The sequence below is a fragment of the Paraburkholderia sp. genome, assembly GCF_028283785.1.
In the GTDB taxonomy this organism is placed as follows: domain Bacteria; phylum Pseudomonadota; class Gammaproteobacteria; order Burkholderiales; family Burkholderiaceae; genus Paraburkholderia.
In genome coordinates this window covers 16351-31994 of sequence record NZ_JAPWKB010000014.1, presented here as the reverse complement: position 1 = coordinate 31994, position 15644 = coordinate 16351, and the positions used below count along the sequence as shown (strand labels likewise).

Genomic DNA, 15644 nt, shown 5'->3' with positions numbered 1-15644 from the left:
CGCGGGTCAATGCGGCGCAATCTCGACCACCCGTTGAACCGGCGTCGCGCCCGACGGCAGACATGCCGGCCCGACCGGATCGAAACGCTTGTACGTCATGATGAATTCCTGATGCCCGAGCGTCTCCGATTTCGACGCCATGCCTTGCGACACGGCCAGCGTCAGATCGAACACTTCGCGGCCGACTTCGTCGAGTGTGCCGCGCCGTTCGAGAATGCGTCCCGCGTCCACGTCCATATCGCCGGACAGATTGCGATACGTCGCCGGATTCGCGCACACCTTGATGACGGGCGAAATCGCCGAGCCGACCACGGAGCCGCGTCCGGTCGTGAACAGGATCACATGCGCTCCGCAAGCGATCAGTTCGCCGATCTCCGCGTTGTCGCTGATGTTCGGGAAACCGAAACGCGGTTCGCCGTCGGGCACCACGTCGAGCAGATACAGGCCGCCCGTCGGCGGCACGTCGCCCGGTTTGACGATGCCGACGATCGGCGATGCACCGCTTTTCGCATACGCGCCGAGCGACTTCTCTTCCTGCGTCGTGAGTCCGCCGTCGGCATTGCCGACCGCGAAACTGCCGTGGCCGAGAATCGAGTAATAGCGCGCGGCCTTCGCCACGCATTCGACGATCGCGTCGCCCAGTTCGGGCCGTGCCGCACGCGTCTTCATATGAAATTCGCAACCGACGAGTTCGCCCGTTTCTTCGAAGATACAGGTTGCGCCCGCATCGATCAGATGATCGAACGCGCGGCCGACGGCGGGGTTCGCGGTGATGCCGCTGGTGCCGTCTGAGCCGCCGCAAATCGTGCCGATCACGAGTTCGTTCAACGCCATCGGCACACGTTCCTGAGTGGCCAGTTGCGCACGCGCGCCGCGCACCCAATCCACGCCGTACTGGATCGTGCTGCGCGTGCCGCCCTTCTCCTGGATCGTCAGGATTTCGACCGGACGACCGGTCGCGCGCACCACGTCGGCGAGGTAATGCTTGTTCATGCTCTCGCATCCGAGCGACACGAACAGCACCGCGCCGACGTTCGGATGCGTGGTCAGCCGCTCCATCATTTTTTCCGCGTAGCCGTTCGGATAGCAGCCCGGAAAACCGATCAGATGCACCGGCGGTTCGCGTTGCGCGTCCGGGTCGTCGAACGCGTCGAGCGGCTCGCGAAACTGCGTGACGATCTCGCGCGCGACGTGATGCGCGCACTCGACCATATACGCGACAGCCACCACGTTGCGAATGCCCTTGCGGCCGTCGCTACGCAAATATCCCTGCAACGACGTGATGTGAGAGGCGACGATAGAGTCGGTCATGGGGTTCCCGCGCGGCGCAAGACCGCTTCAATGTTGCACGAACGCGTGGCCGGCGTCGTGCGTATAAGTGGGCAAATAATCGCTTTCGAGGTTATGCGTGTGCAGATGCGCACCGCGCGCGACTGCGCCGGTCACGTGGCCGATCTGCGCACCGTAACGCACCACTTTCTCGTCCTTGACGAGCGCGCGGCGCGCCACCTTGTGACCGAGTTCGATGGTCCCGGCGAGCGTCACGCGCTCGCCTTCGATCTCGACCTGTTCGCCGGCGTCGAGCGTCGCCGCCGCGATCAGGCAGTTGTCGTCCGGGTTCAGCAGGATCAGGCGCGCATCGGTGATGAGTGGGCGAGTCAAGATTCGGTCTCCATGACATGACGCGGCAGGTTCGACAGCGTGGCGAGCGGCAGGCGCATTAGTTCTGCCCTTCGCCGCCCGCGAGGCGTGCGACCATCAGCGAGCCGAGAATGATCGCGCCGTAGATGGCCTGAATCCAGAACGACGGTACTTGCGCGAGCGTCAGCAGGTTTTGCACGACGCCGAGCAGCAACACGCCGGACAACGCGCCGAGCATCGTGCCTTTACCGCCGTCGAGCGAAATGCCGCCGATTACTGCCGCCGCGAACACCGTGAAGATCATCCCGTTGCCCTGATTCGCGTTGATCGCGCCGACGTAGCCGGTGACGATCAGCCCGCCGATCGACGCCAGCATGCTGCCGAGTACGAACACGCCCCACGTAATCCGCTCGACGCGAATCCCCGCCGCGCGCGCCGCCTCGGGATTACCGCCGATCGCGTACAGCGCGCGTCCCAGCCGGTGATAGCGCAACACGAAAGCGGCGATCGCGAAGGCCGCCGCCGCGAGCCACACGGACAACGGCAAGCCCAGAAAGATCGACGTGGCGAGCGTGAAGAACGACGGCGGCATATCGAACAGCGTGCCGCCTTTGGTCGCGCCGACCAGCATTCCGCGCAACACGATCAGCATCGCCAGCGTGACGATGAACGCGTTCAACCGCAGCCGCACGACCAGAAAGCCGTTGACGAAGCCGATCGCCGCGCCGACCGCGACGATCGCCAGCAGACCGGCTGCGGCCGGCCACTGCGTGCCGAACCCAGCGGACGCAACCGGCATCACCAGCATCGCGCCGACCGCGGGCGCAATCCCGACCGTCGATTCCAGCGACAGATCGAACTTGCCGGTCAGCACGATCAGCGATTCCGCGAGCACGACGAGCGCCAGCGCCGCCGACGCGCCGAGCACGCTGATCAGGTTCGCGCGCGTCAGAAAGCTCGGACTGACGAACGCGCCGATCACGATCAGCAAAATGAGCGCAGGCACCAGCGCAAGTTCACGCAGCCGCGCGAATTCGACGCGAGCGCGCGAACGGCCAGCACCGGCTGTCGCGACATTGGCCGCGCTGCTCTGAGCCGCGCCGAACGCGGGACTGGGCACACTATTCTTCATGGAGGCTGACTCCTTCAACGGATGCGATCAGGTCGTGGTCTTGCCAACCCGCAGGAAATTCGGCCGCGATACGGCCGCGGAACATGACGATCACGCGGTCGCAGGTGCGCAGATCGTCGAGTTCGCCGGACACCACCAGCACGGCCTTGCCGTCCTCGCGAACGCGGTCTACGACGGACAGCAACGCTTCCTTCGACTTCACATCGACGCCCGCGGTCGGATCGATCAGCACCAGCACGTCGGGATCGGTGGCGAGCGCGCGCGCCATCACCACCTTCTGCTGGTTGCCGCCCGACAGGCCCGACACCACATGCTCCGGCCCTTGCGCGACGATGCCGAGCGCTTCGATCATCTTCCGGCCGAATGCGTTTTTCTTCGCGGGCGGCGCAATCCCGAACTTGCCGAGCAGACGCGCGATCGTCATCGAGGCGTTCTCGGCGATCGATTGCGTCAGCACCAAGCCTTCGTGATGTCGGTCCTTCGGCACGCAACCGATTCCATTGGCGAGCGCTGCCGGCACGTCGCCGGGCGGCAACGACACGCCGCCCTCGCCACCGACCCGAATCGCGCCGCGTGTCTGTGCGCGCAAACCGGCGATCGCTTCCGCGACGCTGGTGCGGCCGCTGCTGGTCGCGCCCGTCAATCCGACCACTTCGCCGCGTTTCACCGCGAACGACACGTCGTCGTAATCGCAACCGGCCAGCGCTTCGACGTGCAACGCGATTTGCGTACCGGCGGGTAGCGGCGCGCGGGCGGCCGCGTCGGCGACCGCGAGACCGCCGCGTTCGCCGGTCATCGCTTCGATCAACTGCTCGCGCGGCAATGCGGACACCGGCGCGCTGACGATATGGCGCGCGTCGCGCAACACCGTCACGGCCTGGCAAATCTCGTACACCTCCTGCAAGTGATGCGAGATAAACAGAAAGGTCACGCCCTCGCGCTGCAACTCGGTGATGCGTCGAAACAGGCGCTTGATTTCGTCGCCGTCGAGTTGCGCGGTCGGTTCGTCGAGGATGATGAAACGCGCGCCGTACGACAACGCGCGCGCGATTTCCACCAGCTGGCGCGCTTCGACCGACAGATCGCCCGCGCGCGCATCTTCACGCACATCGATCTTCCAGTGATCGAGCAGCGCGCGCGCGTCGCGGCGCATCGCGTGCCAGTCGATCACGCCGTGCCGCCCGGGTTGCCGGTTGATAAAGAGATTTTCCGCGACGCTCAGGTCGCGGATGATGGTCGAATGCTGATAGACGCATGCGACGCGCTCGCGCCACGCATCGCGATCCGCCAGCGCGGGCGCGGCGACGCCGTTGAAGCGGACGTCGCCGGTATCGGGCTTGCGCAGTCCGGTCAGGATCGACACGAGCGTCGATTTTCCGGCGCCGTTGCGGCCCACCAGCGCATGCGATTCACCCGGCATCACGCGCAGGCTGACGTCGTGCAAGGCCGCCGTCGAGCCGTAGCGTTTCGTGACGTTCAGTGCCTCGACCACCGGCGCCTGCGCATCCATCGAGGCATTCGCGGGCGCGTTCATTTGACCGTATTGCCCCACAAGGCCTTGTCGTCGACATTCGACTTCGTCACGAGCGGCGCAGGCAACTGGTCTTCGAGAATGCCCGGTGCAAGCTGGATGATCGTGCTGCCGTGATCGGTCGGGCCGGGTTTGAACGTCTGTCCGGCCAATGCGGCCTTGATATAGAACAGGCCGTATTTCGCGTACGAATCCGCCGGTTGCGAAATCGTCGCGTCGATATCGCCGCGGCGGATCGCGTCGAATTCCTGCGGGATGCCGTCATTGCTGACGATCACGACGTGCTTCGGATCGCCTGCGGGAAACAGCATCTGTTTGCGGCGCAGGGTTTGCAGCGTCGGCGACAGATAGACACCGCCCGCCTGCATGTAAATCGCCTTCACGTCGGGATTTGCGGTCAGCAGACTGTCGAGCGCGGTCGCCGCGACATCGCCCTTCCAGCTCGCCGGAATTTCCAGCAGCGACAGCGACGGATAGTTCTTCAGGCAAGCGCGAAACGCTTCCGAGCGGTCGCGCCCGTTGACCGACGCGAGATCGCCCATGATCTGCACGACCTTGCCCGACTTCACGTGTTCGCCGATGTATTTGCAGGCTTTTTCGCCGTAGGCGTGGTTGTCGGCGCGTACGACCATCGCCACCTTGCCCTGAGTCGGCGCGACATCGACGGCGACCACCGGCACGTTCTTCGCCGATGCCGCGTCGAGCGCGCGGCTGATCGCCGCCGAGTCGAGCGGGCCGACCACGATGCCTTTTGCGCCGAGGTTCAGCAGGTTGTTCATGTCGGTGATCTGCTGCACAGGATCGCCGTTGGAATTGACCGGCGCGAGGATGTCGATCCCCATGTCTTTCGCGTATTTCGGCAGGTAGTTGTTGTACGACTGCCAGAACGGCGACGTCAGAAGCGGCAAGCCGAGACCGACTTTGCCCGCGTCGGCGTGCGCGGCGGTGCTGAAAGCGAGGCCGGCCGTACCGGCGACGGCGCTTGCCATCGTCAGGTGAACGGACAGCGATAACGCACTGCGCATGAAACGGCGGACCGCGCGCGGCCCTGTTGCGAACGACATGGTTGTCTCCTGATCTGCGTTGTGGGAACTGCGTGAACCCGTCCGTCCAACAGCACGGCGGCGGGCACTACGTCCTGCGCTTTGTTATCTAGGCTGGTGTGCGTTCATTCACCAATGAACGTATTATTCATATACGGACTTTTCGAAGTCAAGGAAAGTGCAGTGCAGCAAGCGTGCGTGTTTTCCCTGGCCGCCTGCGGACACGAACTCGCGCGACGATGATGAGAACTGGAATGGGGAACGGAATCGCGATGGACGCTGAAGAAAAGGACGATGCCGACCGTTACCGCGCGCCTGCGCTGGACAAGGGTCTGGACATCCTGGAGTTGCTGGCCGAGCAGAAGGACGGGCTGACGCGCGTCGAGATCACGAAGTTGCTCGGGCGCAATGCGAGCGAGATTTACCGGATGCTTGAGCGACTGGTTGCGCGGCAATACGTGGCGCGTTCGCCGGGTGGCGACCGGTATGCGTTGAGTCTGAAGCTGTATGCGCTGGCGCATCGTCATCCGCCGATGAACCGGCTGATTTCGGAGGCGTTGCCGCTGATGCAGCGATTCGCCGATGCCGCCGAGCAGTCGATTCATCTGGCCGTATACGACCGTGGAAATCTGTTGGTGATTGCGCAGGTGGACGGTCCGGGCACGTGGGGCATTTCGGTACGGCTGGGGTCGCGGGTCGGATTGATCGATACCGCGTCGGGGCGGGTGATGCTGGCGTTTCAGAGCGAGGAGCAGCGGGCGCACATGCTGGCCGAGCATACGAAGGTGAAGGGAGAAGTGACCGTCGATCGTGAGGCGTTGGATCTCGCTTTCGAGCGGATTCGGGAGGATGGGTTTTTGTTGAAGGACAGTCAGCAGACGTTTGGGGTGACGGATGTGACGTTTCCGTTGCTTGGGCCTTCGGGGCAGGCTATTGCCGCGTTGACGTGTCCTTATTTGCGGCGGATTGATGAGTATGTGGCGCCGTCTGTCGGGGATGTGATTGGGTTGTTGGGGGAGGTGGTGGGGGTGTTGAAGGTGGGGTAAAGGTTTGGTTTTTGGGTTTGCTTTGGTTTTGCTTTGGTTTGGTTTGGTTGTCCCGTTTTCGCGGTGGTCTGCCTGGATCGTCCCTGTGCGGGACCGCACCTACTTTTCTTTGCTCGCGCAAAGAAAAGTAGGCAAAAGAAAGCGCGTTTACCTCGCGCTTCGTAGCGAGTGGCGTCTAGTATTTTTCGGGTAGTGGACCGCGCACGTTTTGACTCGTCGGTCCGTTTTTCCCGGTGGTCCGCGCCCGCACATCCCGCCCGCTTCGCGGCGGTAGCCTGCTTCAAAAACCCGTTTTCGCTATGTCACTTGCACGCCGCTTCGACGGTTCCGGCGCCGGCTCGCAGCCCGGTTGGCGTCACACCATTCGCCCGCCGTTTCGATGGTTCCGGCGTCCCGACCAAAGCGCAGTTTGCGCACGGCATCCGCCCTCCTTAGGACCATTCCGGCGTCGGGTCAAAGCCTGGTTTTCACCACCCGATTTGCCAGCCTTCACGACCGTTCCAGCGTCCGGCTCAAGGCCCGGTTTGCGCCACGGCATTCACCCGCCTTCACGATGGTTTCGACGTTCCGGGTTGCCAGGAATTTTGCGCGCGAGAACGGACCGGCGCATGCCAGGAAAATGGGTGTTGTGACCGACGGAGTGCAGCGCGCGAATGGCGTTGGGAGAAAAAGACGGGGCTGTGCCCAACGGCTGTCGCGAAGCGAACAGCCGGAACGAATGACTGCCTTTATATGGACGCCTCCCGTTTGCCAAGGGATTTCGTGTGTGTTGGTAGACAGGAAGGCTGCGGCTTTATATCCGGCCTTGTTGCAGGTCGAACCCGCTGGCCTCGATGGAATCCGCTGGCTCACGCCTCACTTGACACACGGGCTGTTAGCCCGCAAGGCAGTTCAGGTTTGGTGAGTCCCGGTCTGACCTGTGTGCCATCACACTCAATTACCTTGCGCAACCTTTGACATCCCATCTCCTGCAAAACCGGTTTATTCAGTCATTGCAGCGCTTACGCCGCTCGCGTACTCACATAGCCTTTCTCGTACGTACGCCCGTGCGCCAGCAGCGCCCAAATCGTTCGGGCCATCTTGTTGGCCAACGCAACGATTACCACGTTATGCGGGCGCCGCCGGCCCAACTGCTCGAGCCACGGGCCTGGCTCTTTCACGCGCGCGAGCACCGATCGTGCACCGTGGATCAGCAGTGTGCGCAGATACACATCACCGCGTTTGCTGATCCCATGCAGTCTGATCCTGCCACCGGTGCCGGTCTGTCTGGGCACCAGACCCAGCCAGGCCGCAAACTCACGTCCTGAATGAAACGCTTTGGGGTCGCCCATCGTCGCCACAGCAGCGGTCGCTGTCAGCAGCCCGACGCCTGGAATGTCGGCGATCTGCCGGCAGGCACGCTCTTCCTTCATCCAGTCCGAGAAGTTTGCGTTCGATTCGCGCAATCTGCTCATCGAGAACGTCAAGCCGCTGCCACTGCTCACGCAGCGTGTCCACCAGCATCGTGGGCAAACGCGCCTCCAGGCGCGCCAGCACATCAGCCATCGCCCGGTTCAGCGCGGCGCGGCCTACCGCCATCACTTCACCGTATTCCGTCAGCAGCCCACGCAATCCATTGATCTGCATCGTGCGGAACCTGATCAGTTGCTGGCGCATCCGGTGCAATGCCAGCACGGCCTGCTGCGATTCAGTCTTGACCGTCACGGACCTCACGCCCGACTGCTGTACCGCGGTCCAGATTGCCCGTGCATCAGCCACGTCGCTCTTGTTACCGCTCACAAACGCCTTGACCGCCTGGCCCGGCATCAACTTCACCTGATGACCCATCTGCTCCAGATGACGCGCCCAGTGCTGGGAACCGCCACACGCTTCCATGCCGATCAGGCACGGCGCGCGATTTGCAAAGTGCGACAGAAACGTGGCGCGTCGGATCTGCCGGCTGACGACCTCGCCTGTTTGCGGATCAACCCAGTGGACCTGGAACACCTGCTTCGCAATATCGACACCAACCGGAGTAAGCTTCATTTGGGTTCTCCTTCCTCAAGTGGTACGTTGCCCAACTTCCACTCTGGCACATCTGAGGCCGTCGGTTGCGAGAACCCACCTTCCTGGTCGCGCCCCGACCATTCGATCAGCAGCCCTCGCGAGGGGGAGGCGTCCATACCATTTGTCACCAAGACATGCGGTGCGACAACTCAAATCGTGCGCGGTCCACTACCCGTTCTGGAAGGACGCCACTCGCTACGGAGTGGCGGTGTAAACGTGCTTTCTTTTGCCTACTTTTCTTTGCACGAGCAAAGAAAAGTAGGTGCGGTCCCGCACAGGGACGATCCAGGCAAACCGACGTGAAACCGGGACAACCGAACCAAACCAAACCCACCCCCAGACAACCGCCAAATCAACATCAAGTCCGAATCCCAAACATCCCAAAGAACGACTCAAACACCCCGGCCGGGTGTTTCGCGGCAGCATCGGCCGGAGGCACAGCGGCAGCAGCAGCCAAACCCCTATCCCCATCTTCCACCCCTCTCCGGGACTCCTGCAAAGCCCCCACACTATCTGCAATCCTCGCAGCCAACCCCCTCTCGCACCCCTGCCCCAGCAACACCCCAAACACCACATCGCGATTAAAACCATCATCGGAAAATCGCATCGCCACCGACACCTTCTCCGCGTAATACGCATCCCGCTCAGCCTGCGCGACGCGCTCCCGTTCGATCCGCGCGTCCTCCGCCTGCTGATGATGCGTCTGCCAGGTTTTCATCTGCTCAGCATAAACCGCGTCGTACACCGCCCGCTGCCCAGCGTCCGACAAGATCGAATACGCTTCCTTCACTTCCTGAAACGCGGCCCGCGCGGCATCTTCGTGGCCGACGTTGCGATCCGGATGCCACTTCATCGCAGCCTTCCGGTACGCACGTTTTACCTCGTCGCCAGATGCGTTGTCAGGTACGCCCAGCGTGTCGTAAAGCGTCGCCATCGAGATCTCCTGAGACAGGTCCAGACCATCCTAGCACGCGATTTCGGTCGCCATTATGTCGCGTCGATTGCCCCAGCCGCTCACGACCGTACCGGAAAACAACCGACATTGCGTACCGGTACTGTACCGGTAACTGTCGGTAGACTTTCTGGAAACCTTGTACTTCCGGAGTCGTTTATGTTTCCCGCTGAATTGCTGAGCGCCGTGCCCGCAGGCATCCTGTTCGCACTCGTCACGTCCATCACGCCTGGCCCGAACAACACGATGCTGCTCGCATCGGGTGTCAATTTTGGCTTCCGACGCACGTTGCCGCATCTGTTCGGCATCAGCGCGGGCGTCGTGGTCCTGATTTCGGCGGTCGGGCTCGGCCTGGGTCAGGCGTTTCAGCGGATTCCGGTGCTGCACACCGTCCTCGAAACGGCCAGCGTGCTGTATCTGCTGTACCTCGCGTACAAGATCGGCACGTCGGGCGAAATGGCTGTGCGCAACGGCGAGCGCCGTCCCATGCGCTTTCATGAAGCGCTCGCGTTCCAGTGGATCAATCCGAAGGCGTGGATGATGGTGCTGACCGCCGCCACGACTATCCATCTGACCGACGGCTTCATGCTCAACGCGCTGTTGATGGGCGCGGTGTTCTACGTGGTCGGCTTTCCGTGCATCTGTCTGTGGGCCGCGTTCGGCACTGCGATGCGCCGCGCGCTGTCGGACCCGAAGCGCCTGCGTCTGTTCAACGTCGTGATGGCGCTGTTGCTGGTGGCATCGATGTATCCGGTGTTTCTGAAACTGATCCACTGACCGTGTAATCAGGTCTCAGGTCTTTCCCACGCGTTCGATAAAACGCCACAACGCGTCGTCCGTCGAGTATGGCGCGTTGAAGCGGAACCAGGCGCTCGGCGCATCGTCGGGACGGAAATACGATCCCGGCGCGAGCCAGATGCCGTGCGACAGCGCGGCGGTCGCAACATCCGCGGCGCGCGCGGGTTCGACCGGCAACTGCGCCCACAGAAACAACCCGCCGCGCGGCCGGTGGAATAGCGGCAAGCCCAGCGTATCCAGACGGCTTTCGACCAGCGCATGGGCCGCTTTCAGACGGTCGCTGACCATCTCGACATGCCGCGCATAACGCCCTTCCAGCAGTACCTTGTCGACGATCCGCTCGATCGCTTCCGACGACGTCAATCCCACCGCCATCTTGGTCCGCGCGAGTTCGCGCAGCACTTCGCGCTCCGCCACCACATAGCCGCAACGCAGTCCGGGCGTCACCGTCTTCGAAAAACCGCTGACGTACAACACGCGCTGCAAGCCTTCCATCGCCGCGAATAACGGCGCGCCGCCGGGCGCGAGCTCGCGGCTCACATCGTCCTCGATCACCCACATCCGCTCGCGCTCGGCCACCTGCAACACACGAAACGCCGCGGCCATGCTGTAGGTCGCGCCGGTCGGATTCTGCAGCGTCGTATTGACGAAAATCGCCTTCGGCTTATGCGCCGCCACCAGCGATTCGAGCACGTCCGTATCGATACCGTCGGGCGTGCGCGGCACGCCGTGCACGACCAGTCCGGCGAGCTTCAGGATTTGCAGCAGATTGCAGTAACCGGGATCTTCGACCAGCACGGTATCGCCGGCACGCAGCAAGGTTCGCACGATCAGATCGAGCGCGTGCGTCGCGCCCTGCGTCAGCAAAACGTTCGGCAGTTCGACCGGCAAGCCGCGCCGGTCGAGTTGCTCCGCGACCCGCTCACGCAACGGCGCGAAACCGTACGGATGACCGTAATCGCCAAGCCGCGCGGCCGGCACCCGGCTCATCGCGCGCAACGCGTGCTGCAAACCGCTCTCGTTGACCCACTCGTTCGGCAGCCAGCCACCGCCCGCCTTGATCGGCACCGAATGATCCGCGAACACGTCCGACAGCAGCCACGTCGCAGTGAGACTGGGCGGTTGCCAGTCGGTGGCGCGCTGACGACCCGCCTGCGGACGCGTGGCCACGCGATAGCCGGAACCCCGCCGCGCCACCACGAGTCCCATCGAAACAAGACGGTTGTATGCTTCAGTGACGGTGAACGTGCTCAACGCATGGCGTTGCGCCAGCTGCCGCACCGACGGCAACAACGCGCCCGCCCGCAGCGATTGCGCCTCGATCGCGCTTGCGTAGCCCTGCACCAGTTGATCGACGAGGGTGGACGCCGAGCGGCGGTCGCGTTGCAGTTCTATTTCGATCATCGTGGCGGGCTTGAGAACGATTCAGGCAGATTCAGGTGGCTTCGGCCGGGTTTCGACGATGCACGACGCCAATACGGGCCATGCAGTCGAGCCAACACAGTTGGCAACACAGTGCGCCAACTGTTCATGTTCGCCATTTAACCGCGAGCGCTACAGTTTCGCTACCACTTCGAGGAGAAAACCATGACTTCGCGACCCGTCATCGAGGATCTGTCTTCTTTCTGGATGCCGTTCACCGCCAATCGCCAGTTCAAAAGCGCGCCGCGCCTGCTGCAATCGGCGAAAGGGATGTACTACCAGACCACCGACGGCCGCGAAATCCTCGATGGTTGTGCGGGCTTGTGGTGCGTCAACGCGGGCCACTGCCGCGACGAAATCGTCGCCGCTGTACAGAAACAGGTCGCCACGATGGACTTCGCGCCGACCTTCCAGATGGGTCACCCGCTCGCGTTCGAAGCCGCGTCGAAAGTCGCTGAATTGATGCCGGCCGGTCTGGATCGCATCTTCTTCACGAACTCCGGATCGGAATCCGTCGATACCGCGCTGAAGATCGCCCTCGCGTATCACCGGGCACGCGGCGAAGGCCAACGCACGCGTCTGATCGGCCGCGAGCGCGGCTATCACGGCGTCGGATTCGGCGGCATTTCGGTCGGTGGGATCGGACCGAACCGCAAGGCCTATTCGGGCGCGCTACTGCCGTCCGTCGATCATTTGCCGCACACGCACAACATCGACAAGAACGCGTTTTCCAAAGGCCAACCGGCTTGGGGCGCGCATCTCGCCGACGAACTGGAACGGCTCGTTGCACTGCACGATCCGTCGACCATCGCCGCCGTGATCGTCGAACCGGTCGCGGGTTCGACGGGCGTGCTGATTCCGCCGCAAGGCTATCTGCAAAAGCTGCGCGAAATCTGCACGAAGCACGGCATCCTGCTGGTGTTCGACGAAGTGATCACCGGTTTCGGACGGCTCGGCAAGGCGACAGCCAGCGAATATTTCGGTGTCACGCCCGATCTGCTGACGATGGCCAAAGCCATCAATAACGCGGCGATTCCGATGGGCGCGGTCGCCGCGAGCCGCACCATTCACGACACCATCGTCAACGCGGGCGCGGCCAATGCGATCGAGCTGTTTCACGGCTACACGTATTCCGCGCACCCTGCCGCAGCGGCTGCGTCGATCGCGACGCTCGATCTCTACAAACGCGAAGGCCTGTTCGAGCGCGCCGCCGCGATGGCGCCGACATTCGAAGCGGCCGCGCATTCGTTACGCGATGCGAAGCACGTGAAAGACATCCGCAATCTCGGGATGGTCGCGGGTATCGAACTCGAACCGCGCGACGGCGCGCCGTCCGCGCGCGCGTACGAAGCATTCGTCAAATGTTTCGAAGCGGGCGTGCTAGTCCGGTACACCAGCGATATCCTCGCGTTCTCGCCGCCGCTGATCGTCGAGGAAGCGCAGATCGCGAAGATCTTCGACACCGTGCGCCGCGTGCTAGCCACCGTCGAATAACGCGCGCACGCGGGATGCGAAGACGGTACGGACGGCGTATCGTGCAAGCATCCCCCGGCGCTTTGCGCCGTTCCCCGCCACCGGAGAAGCCGCATGAAAACACCGACACTACGTGCAGGCGCGCATATCGAAGGCATTCACTGGATCGCCGAGTATGCGCAGGACGAGCATCAGATCCGCGTGTTCCGCGAAGGGTTTGAAGTGGACGCGCACAAGGCGCCCGCGTCGCTGTTCGGCGACGAAGCGGAATCGGGATCGAAAAGCCTCGCCGATCATCGCGCGGCCGAAGCGGCCGTGCTGGCGTATTTGCGGCGCTTCGTCGCCGAACACGAGGCCGAGGAATAGCGTCGCGCGGATGCAAAAAAGGGCTGTCCATGAGGACAGCCCTTTCGTTTTTCATGCGCTTACCGACTCATCAGCGTGAGTATGCCGCTCAGTCCGCCGGACGCAATTTCTTCACTTCCGCGTCGGACGGCTGCACGCTCGCGCCGTCGATATAACGGTACGACGTCATGATGCCCTTGCCGTCCTTCAGCGCGGTCACGCCCACGAACGCGCCCATCGTCGATTGATTGTCCTGCGCCCGATAGCTGATCGGACCGAACGGCGTATCCACCTTCAAGCCCTTGAACGCCGCCGCGAGCTTGTCGGGATCCGTCGAACCGGCTTTCTTCAGGCCGTCCGCAATCGACATCATCGCCGAGTAACCGACCACCGAGCCCAGACGCGGATAGTCGTGATACTTCGCACGATACGCATCGACGAAGGTCTTGTTGGCGGCCGTGTCGATCGAATACCACGGATAGCCGGTCACGATCCAGCCGGTCGGCGCTTCCGCGCCCAACGGATCGAGGTAATCGGGTTCGCCGGTCAGCAACGACACGACGCTTCGATCCTTGAACAGACCGCGCGTATTGCCTTCACGAACGAACTTGCCGAGATCGGCAGCGAACAGCACGTTGAAAATCGCGTCGGGTTTCGCATCGGCCAGCGCCTGCGTCACGGCGCCCGCATCGACATTACCCAACGGCGTGGCCTGTTCCGCGACGAACTGCACGTCGGGTTGCGCGGCTTGCAGCAGTTTCTTGAACGTCGCCGCCGCCGACTGCCCGTACTCGTAGTTCGGATAGACCAGCGCCCAGCGCTTTTTCTTCAGCTTCGCGGCTTCCGGCACCAGCATCGCGACTTGCATATAGGTCGAAGGACGCAGACGGTACGTGTACTTGTTGCCGTCGGCCCAGACGATCTTGTCGGTCAGCGGCTCGGCGGCGAGGAAGAAAATCTTCTTCTGCTTCGCGAAATCGGTCAGTGCCAGACCCGTATTCGACAGATAGCCGCCGAACAGCAATTGCACCTGCTCACGTGCAATCAATTCTTGCGCCACGCGAATCGTATCGCCGGGGTTCGCATTGTCGTCGCGCGACACGACTTCCAGTTGCTTGCCGTTGACGCCGCCCGCCGCATTGATCTGGTCGAGCGCCAGATTCCAGCCGTTTTTATACGGTCCGAGGAATGCGGGCTGCGCCTTGTAGCTGTTGATTTCGCCAATCTTGATGGTCTCGGCGCTCGCGGCAAGTGCCGACACCGATAGCGTCAGCGAAACCGTGAGGGTGGATATCCATCGTGCGCGCGTGGTCATGCGGTTCTCCGTTTCTCAATTGATAGCGTAAAAGCGATGCTCGTGATCGTGCAGTGCGGCTGATCCGGCGCGGCGCTCCAGCGGCGCCCCGAATCCTTCAATCTGTTTTCAATCCGCGCGCCGCGCGGGCCGCCAGCGAACCGGCATCGTACCGAGTTCGGGCTGCGCATGCGAGCCGATCGCGTCAGACGCTCAGATACGCGCGCCGCACGGTGTCGTTCTGCGCCAGTTCCGCGATCGTGCCGCTGAAACGGATTTGCCCTTTCTCGAGCACGTAAGCGCGATCGCTGACCAGTTCCGCGAAATGCAGATTCTGTTCGGACAGCAGGATAGACAGCCCTTCGCGCTTCAGTTCGAGGATCAGGTTCGCCATCTGTTCGACGATCAGCGGCGCGACGCCCTCCGACGGTTCATCCAGCAACACCAGATACGGGTTGCCCATCAACGTGCGCGAGACGGTCAGCATCTGCTGCTCGCCGCCGCTCATCTGCGCGCCGGGACGGTTCGGCATGTCGCCGAGATTCGGAAACAGCTTGAACAGCTTGTCGGGCGTCCATTGCGGCGCGCCATCGCGCGGCGGCTGACGGCCTGCGTCGAGATTTTCCATCACGGTCAGATCGGCGAACACGCGGCGGTCTTCGGGCACGAAGCCCATGCCCAGCCGCGCGATCCGGTAAGGCGCGAGCGACGCGATATCGGTGCCGCGAAAGGTGATTTCGCCCGTGCGTTGCGGCAACAGACCCATCACCGCTTTCATCGTCGTGGACTTGCCCGCGCCGTTGCGGCCCATCAACGCCACGACTTCGCCGCGTCCCACTTCGAAACCGACGTCGAACAGGATATGCGCGCGTCCATAGAACGCGTTCAGATTCGATACTTTCAGCACCGGACCGGACATGG

13 protein-coding genes and 1 pseudogene are annotated in these 15644 nt (G+C 62.8%); 4 read left to right on the top strand and 10 right to left on the bottom strand.

From position 1 onward, the window contains the following. Positions 1-6: 6 nt before the first annotated feature. The 5 genes from PW947_RS16175 to PW947_RS16155 are packed head-to-tail and all read right to left on the bottom strand — an operon-like array spanning position 7 to position 5293. Complete coding sequence (locus PW947_RS16175; RefSeq protein ID WP_299633359.1) at positions 7-1311, bottom strand: UxaA family hydrolase; 1305 nt, start codon at positions 1309-1311, stop codon at positions 7-9. Positions 1312-1338: 27 nt separating this feature from the next. Next, positions 1339-1665: a UxaA family hydrolase gene (locus PW947_RS16170; protein ID WP_299633680.1), complete on the bottom strand. Its 327-nt coding sequence runs from the start codon at positions 1663-1665 to the stop codon at positions 1339-1341. Positions 1666-1720: 55 nt separating this feature from the next. Further along, the gene (locus PW947_RS16165) at positions 1721-2773 is read right to left on the bottom strand and encodes an ABC transporter permease (protein ID WP_299633358.1); all 1053 of its coding nucleotides are present in this window, start codon (positions 2771-2773) and stop codon (positions 1721-1723) included. After that, positions 2763-4307, bottom strand: a complete 1545-nt coding sequence (locus PW947_RS16160) for a sugar ABC transporter ATP-binding protein (RefSeq protein WP_299633357.1) — start codon at positions 4305-4307, stop codon at positions 2763-2765. The genes PW947_RS16165 and PW947_RS16160 overlap by 11 nt, the downstream gene beginning before the upstream one ends. Further along, complete coding sequence (locus PW947_RS16155) at positions 4304-5293, bottom strand: sugar ABC transporter substrate-binding protein (RefSeq protein ID WP_299633679.1); 990 nt, start codon at positions 5291-5293, stop codon at positions 4304-4306. The genes PW947_RS16160 and PW947_RS16155 overlap by 4 nt, the downstream gene beginning before the upstream one ends. A 326-nt stretch (positions 5294-5619) precedes the next feature. Between PW947_RS16155 and PW947_RS16150 the strand changes: the two genes are divergently transcribed. Continuing rightward, on the top strand, positions 5620-6393 hold the full coding sequence (locus PW947_RS16150; protein WP_299633356.1) for an IclR family transcriptional regulator: 774 nt from the start codon (positions 5620-5622) through the stop codon (positions 6391-6393). A 1001-nt stretch (positions 6394-7394) separates the two neighbouring features. On the opposite strand, the pseudogene PW947_RS16145 reads toward PW947_RS16150, so the two are convergent. Beyond that, positions 7395-8418: pseudogene (locus PW947_RS16145) on the bottom strand (IS110 family transposase). A gap of 379 nt (positions 8419-8797) precedes the next feature. Next, positions 8798-9373 (bottom strand): J domain-containing protein, encoded by a 576-nt coding sequence (locus PW947_RS16140; RefSeq protein WP_299633355.1) that lies wholly within the window; start codon positions 9371-9373, stop codon positions 8798-8800. 177 nt (positions 9374-9550) lie between these two features. Here PW947_RS16140 and PW947_RS16135 point away from each other — a divergent pair, with 177 nt between their 5' ends. Next, positions 9551-10168 (top strand): LysE family translocator, encoded by a 618-nt coding sequence (locus PW947_RS16135; protein WP_299633354.1) that lies wholly within the window; start codon positions 9551-9553, stop codon positions 10166-10168. A 15-nt stretch (positions 10169-10183) separates the two neighbouring features. Here the strand turns inward: PW947_RS16135 and PW947_RS16130 are convergent, their stop codons facing one another. Then, positions 10184-11593: a PLP-dependent aminotransferase family protein gene (locus PW947_RS16130; RefSeq protein WP_299633353.1), complete on the bottom strand. Its 1410-nt coding sequence runs from the start codon at positions 11591-11593 to the stop codon at positions 10184-10186. Positions 11594-11776: 183 nt separating this feature from the next. Here PW947_RS16130 and PW947_RS16125 point away from each other — a divergent pair, with 183 nt between their 5' ends. Both PW947_RS16125 and PW947_RS16120 read left to right on the top strand, forming a co-directional pair. Continuing rightward, positions 11777-13105, top strand: coding sequence for an aspartate aminotransferase family protein (locus PW947_RS16125; RefSeq protein WP_299633352.1), 1329 nt, complete (start codon positions 11777-11779; stop codon positions 13103-13105). Between the two features lie 93 nt (positions 13106-13198). Then, positions 13199-13450: a hypothetical protein gene (locus PW947_RS16120; protein ID WP_299633351.1), complete on the top strand. Its 252-nt coding sequence runs from the start codon at positions 13199-13201 to the stop codon at positions 13448-13450. Positions 13451-13538: 88 nt separating this feature from the next. Here the strand turns inward: PW947_RS16120 and PW947_RS16115 are convergent, their stop codons facing one another. Beyond that, positions 13539-14744 carry an ABC transporter substrate-binding protein gene (locus tag PW947_RS16115; protein ID WP_299633350.1) on the bottom strand — a complete coding sequence of 402 codons (1206 nt, stop codon included), beginning with the start codon at positions 14742-14744 and terminating at the stop codon, positions 13539-13541. A 184-nt stretch (positions 14745-14928) separates the two neighbouring features. Then, positions 14929-15642: an ABC transporter ATP-binding protein gene (locus PW947_RS16110; protein WP_299633349.1), complete on the bottom strand. Its 714-nt coding sequence runs from the start codon at positions 15640-15642 to the stop codon at positions 14929-14931. Between the last annotated feature and the right edge of the window lie 2 nt (positions 15643-15644).

What these genes read in the sequence shown, in the direction of transcription:
- PW947_RS16150 (WP_299633356.1), top strand. Translation starts at nt 5,620, where the DNA reads ATGGACGCTGAAGAAAAGGACGATGCCGACCGTTACCGCGCGCCTGCG.
- PW947_RS16135 (WP_299633354.1), top strand. Translation starts at nt 9,551, where the DNA reads ATGTTTCCCGCTGAATTGCTGAGCGCCGTGCCCGCAGGCATCCTGTTC.
- PW947_RS16175 (WP_299633359.1), bottom strand. Translation starts at nt 1,311, where the DNA reads ATGACCGACTCTATCGTCGCCTCTCACATCACGTCGTTGCAGGGATAT.
- PW947_RS16140 (WP_299633355.1), bottom strand. Translation starts at nt 9,373, where the DNA reads ATGGCGACGCTTTACGACACGCTGGGCGTACCTGACAACGCATCTGGC.
- PW947_RS16115 (WP_299633350.1), bottom strand. Translation starts at nt 14,744, where the DNA reads ATGACCACGCGCGCACGATGGATATCCACCCTCACGGTTTCGCTGACG.
- PW947_RS16130 (WP_299633353.1), bottom strand. Translation starts at nt 11,593, where the DNA reads ATGATCGAAATAGAACTGCAACGCGACCGCCGCTCGGCGTCCACCCTC.
- PW947_RS16160 (WP_299633357.1), bottom strand. Translation starts at nt 4,307, where the DNA reads ATGAACGCGCCCGCGAATGCCTCGATGGATGCGCAGGCGCCGGTGGTC.
- PW947_RS16155 (WP_299633679.1), bottom strand. Translation starts at nt 5,293, where the DNA reads ATGGCAAGCGCCGTCGCCGGTACGGCCGGCCTCGCTTTCAGCACCGCC.
- PW947_RS16120 (WP_299633351.1), top strand. Translation starts at nt 13,199, where the DNA reads ATGAAAACACCGACACTACGTGCAGGCGCGCATATCGAAGGCATTCAC.
- PW947_RS16165 (WP_299633358.1), bottom strand. Translation starts at nt 2,773, where the DNA reads ATGAAGAATAGTGTGCCCAGTCCCGCGTTCGGCGCGGCTCAGAGCAGC.
- PW947_RS16110 (WP_299633349.1), bottom strand. Translation starts at nt 15,642, where the DNA reads ATGTCCGGTCCGGTGCTGAAAGTATCGAATCTGAACGCGTTCTATGGA.
- PW947_RS16125 (WP_299633352.1), top strand. Translation starts at nt 11,777, where the DNA reads ATGACTTCGCGACCCGTCATCGAGGATCTGTCTTCTTTCTGGATGCCG.